At 33.7% G+C, this 9,873-nt stretch carries 10 protein-coding genes; 2 read left to right on the forward strand and 8 right to left on the reverse strand.

Annotated elements, in window-relative coordinates:
- Window position 1: 1 nt before the first annotated feature.
- A complete protein-coding gene (galE, locus tag BSU00_RS09045) occupies window positions 2-1,012 on the forward strand; it encodes a UDP-glucose 4-epimerase GalE (protein WP_105004086.1) in 1,011 nt (336 codons plus the stop codon).
- 70 nt (window positions 1,013-1,082) lie between these two features.
- On the opposite strand, the gene BSU00_RS13405 is transcribed toward galE, so the two are convergent.
- The 4 genes from BSU00_RS13405 to BSU00_RS09060 all read right to left on the reverse strand — a co-directional run bounded on the left by BSU00_RS13405 (window position 1,083) and on the right by BSU00_RS09060 (window position 4,023).
- On the reverse strand, window positions 1,083-1,598 hold the full coding sequence (locus tag BSU00_RS13405; protein ID WP_233188676.1) for a hypothetical protein: 516 nt from the start codon (window positions 1,596-1,598) through the stop codon (window positions 1,083-1,085).
- Complete coding sequence (locus BSU00_RS13410) at window positions 1,556-1,882, reverse strand: hypothetical protein (protein ID WP_233188677.1); 327 nt, start codon at window positions 1,880-1,882, stop codon at window positions 1,556-1,558. The genes BSU00_RS13405 and BSU00_RS13410 overlap by 43 nt, the downstream gene beginning before the upstream one ends.
- A gap of 148 nt (window positions 1,883-2,030) precedes the next feature.
- Window positions 2,031-3,236, reverse strand: coding sequence for a serine hydrolase (locus tag BSU00_RS09055; RefSeq protein WP_105004087.1), 1,206 nt, complete (start codon window positions 3,234-3,236; stop codon window positions 2,031-2,033).
- 166 nt (window positions 3,237-3,402) lie between these two features.
- On the reverse strand, window positions 3,403-4,023 hold the full coding sequence (locus BSU00_RS09060) for a DJ-1/PfpI family protein (RefSeq protein WP_105004088.1): 621 nt from the start codon (window positions 4,021-4,023) through the stop codon (window positions 3,403-3,405).
- 455 nt (window positions 4,024-4,478) lie between these two features.
- On the opposite strand from BSU00_RS09060, the gene BSU00_RS09065 reads away from it, so the two are divergent.
- A complete protein-coding gene (locus BSU00_RS09065; protein ID WP_105004089.1) occupies window positions 4,479-4,991 on the forward strand; it encodes a fasciclin domain-containing protein in 513 nt (170 codons plus the stop codon).
- 104 nt (window positions 4,992-5,095) lie between these two features.
- Here BSU00_RS09065 and BSU00_RS09070 read toward each other — a convergent pair whose 3' ends face one another.
- The 4 genes from BSU00_RS09070 to BSU00_RS09085 form a co-directional block, all read right to left on the reverse strand.
- A complete protein-coding gene (locus tag BSU00_RS09070; protein WP_105004090.1) occupies window positions 5,096-6,604 on the reverse strand; it encodes a DUF1254 domain-containing protein in 1,509 nt (502 codons plus the stop codon).
- 27 nt (window positions 6,605-6,631) lie between these two features.
- On the reverse strand, window positions 6,632-7,666 hold the full coding sequence (locus BSU00_RS09075; protein ID WP_105004091.1) for an HAD family phosphatase: 1,035 nt from the start codon (window positions 7,664-7,666) through the stop codon (window positions 6,632-6,634).
- A gap of 469 nt (window positions 7,667-8,135) precedes the next feature.
- On the reverse strand, window positions 8,136-8,843 hold the full coding sequence (locus tag BSU00_RS09080; protein WP_105004092.1) for a DUF3667 domain-containing protein: 708 nt from the start codon (window positions 8,841-8,843) through the stop codon (window positions 8,136-8,138).
- Between the two features lie 182 nt (window positions 8,844-9,025).
- On the reverse strand, window positions 9,026-9,649 hold the full coding sequence (locus BSU00_RS09085) for a CatB-related O-acetyltransferase (RefSeq protein WP_105004093.1): 624 nt from the start codon (window positions 9,647-9,649) through the stop codon (window positions 9,026-9,028).
- Window positions 9,650-9,873 lie beyond the last annotated feature (224 nt).

Below are 9,873 nucleotides of genomic sequence, written 5' to 3' on the forward strand. Positions count from 1 at the left end.
TATGAAAAATATATTAGTTACCGGTGGTTTAGGTTTTATAGGTTCACACACCGTAGTAGAATTGCAGAATACCGGATACCACGTCATCATTGTAGATGATCTATCCAATTCAAAAATTGAAGTATTAGAGAGAATAAAGGAAATTACAGGTATTGCTCCTGAATTTCATCAAATAGACCTCCGCATTAAGCAAGATGTTAAAGACTTGTTTGCAAATACAACTATTGATGGTATTATACATTTTGCAGCCTTCAAAGCAGTTGGAGAAAGTGTTGAAAAACCATTAGATTACTACGAAAACAACATCGGTAGTTTGGTATATCTTTTACAAGAAATGCGCGATAGAAACATCGATCATTTTATTTTTAGTTCTTCTTGCACGGTATACGGACAAGCCGACGAATTACCTATAACAGAAAACGCACCGATAAAACCAGCTGCCTCACCATATGGTAATACCAAACAAATCGGAGAAGAAATTATTAAGGAAAGCTGTGAAGCCTATGGTATGAATGCCATTGCATTGCGTTATTTCAATCCTATTGGAGCACATGACAGCATCAAAATTGGTGAATTACCTTTAGGAGTTCCGCAAAACTTAATTCCCTTTGTAACCCAAACAGCTGCAGGAATACGAGAACAATTATCTGTTTTTGGAGACGATTACGATACCCAAGATGGTACTGCCATAAGAGACTACATTCATGTAGTGGATTTAGCAAAAGCGCATATTGTAGCTTTACAACGTCTACTTCATAAAGAAAATAAAAGCTCCTTCGAATTTTTTAATATTGGTACCGGTAAAGGAAGTTCTGTATTAGAAGTTGTGAAGTCTTTTGAAAAAGTTAGTGCTACCAAATTAAATTATAAAATAGTAGACCGTCGCCCAGGAGACATTACTGCTGCATATGCAGATACTACCTTGGCAGAAAAAGAGTTGCGTTGGAAAACAGAAAAAAGTTTAGACGAGGCTCTATTGTCTGCGTGGCAATGGCAACAAGAAAACAAATAAATATAAATCGTACTAAATAAAAAACGCATCGGAAAATTCCGATGCGTTTTTTATTTGCCTTTGTAAAATACTATTCCGTAAGCATAACTGTACGAGTTACGGTATTGAATGGGCCAGGTATGTTATTTCCATTTTTGTCTTGCAACGCTAATTTAATGGTTACTTCGCCAAGTGGTAACCCCTTAATAACATATGGAGACCATTCGGTAAGTGTAAATTCTTGCCCGTTAATCGTCGCTTTTACGCTATTTCCTTTTTCAGAAAGCGTTGTATTTAAAACGAAAAAATCCAATAATAAATTCTCTGTATCTTTCCCTGCATAGGTTCCTTTAGGACGACTGTAAATTAACGTTGGATCGGTTATATTTATTCCAATAGTGTCTTTAGCGTTTTCCCCTACTACTACCTTTTTCACCACCACAGAATTCTCATTTTTTACAGATTCATGGTAAGAACGACTTAAAAAAGCCACCAAATGATGCACTCCTTTGGGAATATCTTTAGAAAAATTAGCTTCGTAATGGGCAGAATACGGTTGGTTATTTAGAATAAAATGAATGTGTTGCCCTTTTCCAGAGTTTGCCAACTTTTGCACATTAGGCTTGTGGTTTGAGCACCCAATTCGTAATTCTGAACTTCAAATTCAAAAGCAACAGTATTTGCTGAGATATTCTCGGTATCTTGCGGCATTTTTAATCGTAAGACTGCCTCTGCATATGCCGGAGAATCGCTTAACTTTTCAATAGTGATACTGGGTTTCTCTTTTACGACGATAGTTTTCTTTTCGGAAGCTTCCTTTTGCTTGCAAGCAAAGAAAAAGAGAAGTACAACTACTAATGTTTTGATTGGTAAACTTGTTAAATATTTCATATGGTAGAATTTAAATCGTAAATAGCGATACTTTTCAATAATTGTGTTGTCTAAAATTACTCAAATAATTTCAAATCTAAAACAGAAAAATACTTTTAGAAGTAGTATTATAAAAATAACATCTACTTTCAGCATGTCTACAGCAAGTCTAGTTCGCATACAATACTTGAGAGAAAGAATCTAGAAATGTCGTTGTCGCTTTATGATTAAAAGGAATGTGTTGTGAGAAAACACAAACCGCAACTTCCGAAGTATAATCTATATAAAAATACGTATTCATCATGCCTCCCCAATAGACCGTTCCTGGCTTTCTACCATAGGCTTTACCTTCTGTATCAATAGCCCAAGCCAAACCCCATTTAGTGCTTTCTGTGGTAAAATTTTCTAAATTACAACAATAGGCAGGATTGAAATAGTTTCCTGAAGCATCCATACTTATATCTCCGATTTGATTATTTTTCATCTCTTCTACTGTTCCTTTTTCTAAAATCTTTACGCCATTAAGAGTTCCATAATTTAGCATACATTTTAAAAGTTGCATGTAATCACTAGGGCTCGACCATAACCCATCATCCCCGCTATAAGAAGTAACTTTTCTTCTCGGAACTCTATCTTTAATTGCTCGTAAAGACTGTTTTCCATCAGCACCTCTAAAACCCCGTGTAACGATAAATTGCTGTAAGGAGTCGGGAACGTTAAAAAATGTTCTTTGCATATTAAGTGGCTTGGTAATGTGCTCTTTGACATATATATCTAAAGAAGTGTTCGATACTTTTTCAATAACTTTTCCAACCCATGCTAAACTCGTACCATACAAAAACTGTGTTCCACTTTCAAAACGTCTAGGACCGTCTGGATAATTCCAATTTGTATACGGAAACTGCGACAATTCCAAATCAGTAAATGTATATCCAAAACCAGAAGTATGTGTTAGTAAGTGTCGCAAAGTAATCGCATTTTTAGGACTGGTAAGTTTACCTTTATGGAGAATTGGAATGGTCTTTAAAATCGGCAGCACAGCACTGAGGTCATCGTCTAAAGCAATTTCTCCTCGCTCGACTAATTGTAACGCTGCAATACTAGTAATTAACTTCGTCATGGATTGTAATTGGAAAATATGCTGTGGAGTAACTGCATCGTTTGCACCCCAAATTGCCTTTCCATAAGAATAGGAAACCTCTTCCCCTTTTTTGTTGGAGGCCATGGCAACAATAGCAGGTAAATCACTTGATTTCATGACAGCATCCATCTCTGTGGTTATTTTTTCTTGTACAGGAAAACTAACTACATTATTTTCTGATTTTTTACAACCCAAAACAACACATAAGAAACATAGTATTAAGGATAATTTCATACTTAATTTTATAATAAGAAAAGATTAATAAAAAGTATATTCAGAGTTCTATATTCTGTGAATCTCCTTAAAGATAAAAAAAAACCTCTATACTTTTATTTTTCCATGCACTAAAAGCGACATTTACTGTATTTTCCTCCTACCAAAATTACTTCCTACAATAAGGTTAAAATTCTTTATTACCGTCTTCTAAAGCATAAGAATTCCTATGATACTCCATATATTCGGCCGTGTTTTTAGCTATTTCTTTACCCAGTAGTTTTTCAACAATATGAAATGCCAAATCGATACCTGCTGAAATACCTCCCGAAGTATAAATTTTCCCTGCATTTACGAAGCGTTTCTCTTTCTGTGGAAGTCCAAGAGGCACTATTTCTTCCATAAGGGGATATACTTGATGATGCGTACAATACGGTTTCGATTTTAGTAATCCAAGACTTCCCAGGATTAACGATCCGGAGCAGATACTAAGCGTAAACTCCGTTTGTTGATGTACTTTGGTAACCCAGTCTAAAACCTTTTGGTTGTGTTTTATCTGTCTAGCTCCAAAACCACCAGCAATAATTAGAATATCCAAATCCGGACAGGTATAAAAATCATGCGTAGGATTTACACTAAAACCATTAATAGCTGCTACCGGATCCAAGCTTTCTGATACCGTAAACACCTCAAAAGGCTCGAAATTATTCAATTCTGAGGTTACAGAAAAAACTTCAAATGGCCCTGCGAAATCCAACACTTCCGCATCTTTAAAAATTAGAATCCCGACAGTTCTTTTTTTGTTCATTCTTGACATTTTTTCTCCCAAAAAGAGTATTCGTTAAACATTGAGTATTGATACAGTTAAAAGTACTGTATTTTCATTAAATTTAATAGGTAAAACAACAACTTAGTGATATAGAATTCATATGGCATTACACATATGCTACACAGAAATACGCATTGCAACTACACTACCATGGAAAGAATCTATATGCCAAGTTTTTTAAAACACTAATAACATGCAGTTTATATTTCTTTTTTCTCACAATAAGCAATAATTCAAAAACGATACAACAAAAGCACGCTCAACGATAAATACCGATGCTTCTGTTGGGATATTTAGAATTTCTATTTGAAGCGATACGCAAAAAATAAAATGTACTTAGTGAATTTTTTGTTTAACAAAATCTACTAAAAGTTAAACAATTTAAAAATTTTAGCATATCTTTGAGTAGATTATTAACAACTAAAGTAAATATTATGAACAAATTAATTCTTAGTTTAAGCTTAATTCTATGCTTAAGTTTAACACAAAACAGTAATGCACAAGGTACTATAGTAGATGTTGCCGTTGGTAACAAAAACTTCACAACATTAGTAACTGCTCTCAAAGCTGCTGATTTAGTAACAGCTTTACAAGGCGACGGGCCTTTTACAGTTTTTGCTCCTACCAACGCAGCTTTCGCTAAAGTAGATGCAACAACCTTAAGCTCTTTATTAGAAAAAAAGAACCAAAAAGCCCTAGCAGGAATTTTAACCTACCATGTAGTTGCAGGAAATTTAGGTGCTAAGGATGTTGTTGCTGCCTTAAAAAAAGGTAAGGGTACGGTAAGCCTAAAAACGTTAAACGGACAAAACATTACGGTAATTCAAAAAGATGGTAAAATATTCTTGAAAGATGCCAATGGTAATACAAGTCAAATTACAGCTACGGATGTATTAGCTAGCAATGGCGTTATTCATGTAATTGATACTGTTGTAATGCCTAAATAATTTGGTTATTAAATGTATTTAAAAGGTCTTTCACTATCAAAAGACCTTTTTTATTTTAGTATGTGTAACCTTTAGTAGTTGCTTTTGCAATCCTAAAAAACAAATTACTCTTCCATTCTTTCAAAATCAGGTAAGGAAAACGACTTGTCAAAGAAAGCTTCTTTAGGACCATATAATCTGAAATAAATAAACCAACCATCCTTTCCTGTTGTTTTTAAAAAGTTAGTTTCCATCCCTTTTGGAGCTTTAGCTCCAATATATAAATTAAGACTTCCATCTTCGTTATATTTTAGCTGTTCCATTCTGCTATTGAGTGCAACATCTTTAATTTCAGATCCGCCGTTATCATAGGCTCTTCTGGTCGCTTCACTGTATAAAACTACCGACCAAAATTGTTCTACCGGTACATCTTTGGGAACTTTTAAAACATAGGTTTTATCTGCTCGAAATAATTTGCCTTCCTTATCTCTTTTAACTGTCATATACACCTGCCCCTGGCCAACAATTGGATTAACCATTCCATTTGTGCTTGTTACTGCCTCGTAAAACCACACTGCTCGTTCATCCAACTCAACTTTATATTCTGTAATTTGAGGCACAGTAAAATCAAAGCTTTTATACCAATTTGTACCTTCCCAATAATTTTCTGCAAAGCGAGGATTCGTTTGTAAATTCCTAAGCATTAATTCTCCCATCTTCACTCCCTCTAACAAAATTCGTTGCTGTCTTTTGTTGGGTTGAAAAGCTGTTCCTTTTCGTATTCCGAGTGGCTCCAACATAGCCATCCAAACCTTATCTTGTTCTCTAATAGGTTCTTGATTTATGATGGTATTCAGAATTCTCCAGTACTCCAGCCCTCGCGGAGCTGTTGCGCTCCATTCTTTGTCTAAATCCTCTATAAAAACGACAGGGCTATCTTCCTTACCAATAATTTTCATGCGTAACGATTTCTTGAAATTTTTCTCTACTTCAGGATTCTGATCGATAAGCCTGAGACCAATAAAAATGTGATTCGTTTCCGATTGATACACCGAAATACTGTCATTTTGATAGGTTTTAGCGTCATCTTCCGGACCCAAAATAATATACTTTCCTCCCTTTCCTTTGTCTGGTCCGGTAACTCCCATATTTCCGATAGGTCTTTGCCATAAATCTAAAATTCCTCCTGCGGTATTTCCAGGTGGGTAGGTTATTTCAATAGGCCCATTGCTAAGATTATAAAATTGAATTATATACGGAGTAGTTAAATTTCCTGTTACAATTCCTCGCTTTTCTTTAAGGGATTTAAACACCGCAAATTGCCCTAATTCCCCAGTGTTATAATTTTTATTTTGCTGCTCAATCCAAGTATAAAAACTAACAATTGGCGTAGACCATATGTAGGCCTGCGCTGCTCGCTGAAAATCCATGACATCGAATAATTTTGTTGCACTTTCGTCTGTTATGTAATTATTCTCTAGCGTTATATCACCATAAGGGGTTTGTATGTTTTCATCTCCAATAAGTGTAGCATTTCGTATAGGTTCTCGATTAGGTATGTCTTTTAAACTATCCTTGTTATGGCATTGTATACAAATCAGAGACAGTGCAATAAGTAGTAGTGAATTTTTCATAAAATACGTTTTTAATCCAATAATTTATTATTTAGATATTTCGCTCGGATATACGACTTTCCAATCAGTTTTCATATCGATAACAGACCAACCTTTCGCTTTTGCCGCATCTAGTCCTTTGTCTAATTTACCGATAGCAGAGTTCCGATCGTAGGCCCATTCTCTGATCGAATCTGTATGGTGTATATAGAGCTTAAAACTTTTATACTTGTTAGAAGCAGTCCATTGTAGCATTTGCAAATCACCATCGGAATTTCCGGCGGCGAAAACTGGCTTTTTTCCTATTATTTTTTGAATATTCAATGGTTTACCTTCTTTATCATCATTAAACTCTAGTTCGGGTATTCGAACAATTTTTGGATTTCCTTCGTTGTATTCAAAATTGGTTTTTATTCTACTTCCTAAGATCTGTTCTTCAGGGATACCATAAATTTCAGTGACAATAGCACGCATAAAATCCAAACCACCACCAGAAACAATGTAAGTTTTAAAATGATTAGCTCTTAAATATTCGAGTAGCTCAAGCATGGGCTGGTATACCAATTGGTCAAAACCAACATTTTTAATGGGATGTTTGGCTGTTTTTATCCAATCTTTAACAATGGTATCAAATTCTTCAATTGTCGTTCCTGTATGTGAGGCCATCATTAATTGGGCTAACCCAGTAAGCCCTTGTTTTTTTAACGCCGCTAAATCATTGTCTATAACTGCTTTAAAAGGCTGTTTAGATTGCCACTCTGGATGAAGTTTCGCTAATTCTCTTACTCTATCCATAGCAAAAAACAATTGAAAATAAGCTGGCTGTTCGCTCCACAAAGTACCATCATTGTCAAAAGTAGAAATACGCATGTTTATAGGTATGAAATTTTGACTGTTTTCATTGGTGACGTCGGAAACATAGGAAAGTATTGCTTCTTTAGCATCGCTATCGTTCCATGACGGTAGGGGATCTTGTTTTATTTCGGTAACAGCGTCGGGATTGGATGTTACTTGGTTACAGCTTGTAAAGATCACAATAAAAGTAACGCCAAGAATCTGTTTATACAGGTTTATTAAATTCATAGTAGCAATAAATACGTTATTAATTGGTAAAAAACACAGTTCATTTAGACTGAATCTAAATATAACAAATTTTAGGTATTATTTAAAAAGTATCTGAAAAGATTGTTTTTTCAAATTAAAATTATAGCATCTACATTACACAAGAACGAGATAAAAAATAAAAAAAGTTAATTTTCCTAGGAATGAAGTAGCGACTAAAAAACCAGCTCATTTCTTGAATCGCTGCATAATTATATCTATCCTTTAATTATAATCAAAAGGATTATTGATTTACTTGAATCTAAAGCCACTAGAGGTAAAAGATACATTCCTTAGATAAGCAGTTAGGGACAATTAACTATAAAAACTATTAGGATTTCATTGTTTACATCCTATCTTAAACTATTTGTCCGTATAATTATATAATTTATAGTTGAATATTACTCGTATAGAAGTGCTTTTATTTACTTGAAGTAAAACGCCATGATTATTAGAGTATATATTGTACAATGCCGATAAGCACTATAACTATACAAAATTGCATTACAAATAGGAACAATGCCACTAAAGTTAAAAGAAACGATTCCATCTTAGAAGTGTTTTTTTTAAATATTTGGTAAGTAAGCCATAATATTACAGTGAAAACTACCGGGTCTACGATGAGTGGCATTCTAAAAAGAATATAACTTAAAATCCCCAGTAATGTTGCCTGTCCGATGATAAAGGAACTAATAGTTACATACTCTACAAAATTGTATTTTCTAAAAGTAAGTTTTAAGGATACCGCTAGTGGGAATATGGTTAAAATCCAAAAGTATTTTAAATTAAGTCGTATAAATGTACCTATTTCATTACCAATTTTTCGCATATTAGATCGTACTGTATCCTCATATACAACATGCAATTTTGGAATGTCATAGAAAGATATAACAATTAAATACAGCGTAATCGCAAAAACCAAAAAAGATATTGGGTTAAGAATTCCTTTTCTCCTTCCCGAAAGGTAATCGGTAACGAATTGTTTAGGATAAAGCAATAAGGCTTTTACCGTATACAGAATACCTTTGTCCGTATTGGTAATCGACAATAGTGCGTCTTCCCATACAGAAGACACTGTTATTTTTTTTACGCCACTTCGCTCTCCACAATTAGGACAAAATTTCTGATAATGATCAAAATCACATGAAATACACTTCATTTATATTTAAAATAGTTAGAATACACTATACTTTAAAGGTGAATCCTAGGTCTTGTTTGGATAAAATTTACAGATGTATTCAAATGTAATGAAATTTTTATAGAATAATAAGTACAAAAATTACATCAAAATTTCTAATATCTGTGACTATACTTATAAAAATAGCCGTTTTATTAACATTATTAATCTACTAATTTCTCTACATGAAGACTGGTTAAATGCTGTATGTTTTTTGTTATTTTTTCAATGTCCCAATGCCACCATTCAATTTCTAATAACTTGTTAATGACATCTTCTGAAAATCTTTTTTTAATTTCTTTAGATGGGTTTCCACCTACTATCGTATATGGTGCTACATCTTTAGTAACTGTTGTATTCGCAGCTATGATCGCACCATCACCTATATGTACTCCGGCCATTATTGTTGCGTTGTAACCAATCCAAACATCGTTACCAATACGAATGTCTCCCTTAAATGGGTACGATTTTCCATCCATTGCATTTTCCCAGCCATTGCCAAAAACTGCAAACGGATACGAGGTAAGAGATTTGGTCAAATGATTTGCGCCATTCATTATGAATTTAACATCGGAGGCAATCATGCAAAACTTTCCGATAATTAATTTGTCACCAACAAAATCAAAAAGGAATTTTACATTATTTTCAAAATTTTCTACATTTTCAAAATCATCATAATAGGTATAATCACCCACAATTATATTCGGGTTCTTTATTATATTTTTTAAAAAACAAAGGCGGTCGTAATTTTCAAGTGGAAACTTGAGATTTTTGTCTGGTCCTTTCATATAATTTATTTTTCATTAACTAAAAGGTTTCGATATACAATAGTTATTCGTTATTCTATTCTTTATAAAGATGTATATTCTTTTTTAGCGCAGCAGATGCTTTACATTCCAAAAATAATAATATTAAATAAGTCTAGGTCTTACCTTAACTAAGAATAAATAAATATGATTTCAAACCTTTTCAGATTTCGTTGTATCAGACAGGATTTCTGTTAAGAATAAAA

It is taken from the genome of Tenacibaculum sp. SG-28 (assembly GCF_002954385.1).
Lineage (GTDB): Bacteria > Bacteroidota > Bacteroidia > Flavobacteriales > Flavobacteriaceae > Polaribacter.

What these genes read in the sequence shown, in the direction of transcription:
- galE (WP_105004086.1), top strand. Translation starts at nt 2, where the DNA reads ATGAAAAATATATTAGTTACCGGTGGTTTAGGTTTTATAGGTTCACAC.
- BSU00_RS13410 (WP_233188677.1), bottom strand. Translation starts at nt 1,882, where the DNA reads ATGAAATATTTAACAAGTTTACCAATCAAAACATTAGTAGTTGTACTT.
- BSU00_RS09055 (WP_105004087.1), bottom strand. Translation starts at nt 3,236, where the DNA reads ATGAAATTATCCTTAATACTATGTTTCTTATGTGTTGTTTTGGGTTGT.
- BSU00_RS09060 (WP_105004088.1), bottom strand. Translation starts at nt 4,023, where the DNA reads ATGAACAAAAAAAGAACTGTCGGGATTCTAATTTTTAAAGATGCGGAA.
- BSU00_RS09065 (WP_105004089.1), top strand. Translation starts at nt 4,479, where the DNA reads ATGAACAAATTAATTCTTAGTTTAAGCTTAATTCTATGCTTAAGTTTA.
- BSU00_RS09070 (WP_105004090.1), bottom strand. Translation starts at nt 6,604, where the DNA reads ATGAAAAATTCACTACTACTTATTGCACTGTCTCTGATTTGTATACAA.
- BSU00_RS09075 (WP_105004091.1), bottom strand. Translation starts at nt 7,666, where the DNA reads ATGAATTTAATAAACCTGTATAAACAGATTCTTGGCGTTACTTTTATT.
- BSU00_RS09080 (WP_105004092.1), bottom strand. Translation starts at nt 8,843, where the DNA reads ATGAAGTGTATTTCATGTGATTTTGATCATTATCAGAAATTTTGTCCT.
- BSU00_RS09085 (WP_105004093.1), bottom strand. Translation starts at nt 9,649, where the DNA reads ATGAAAGGACCAGACAAAAATCTCAAGTTTCCACTTGAAAATTACGAC.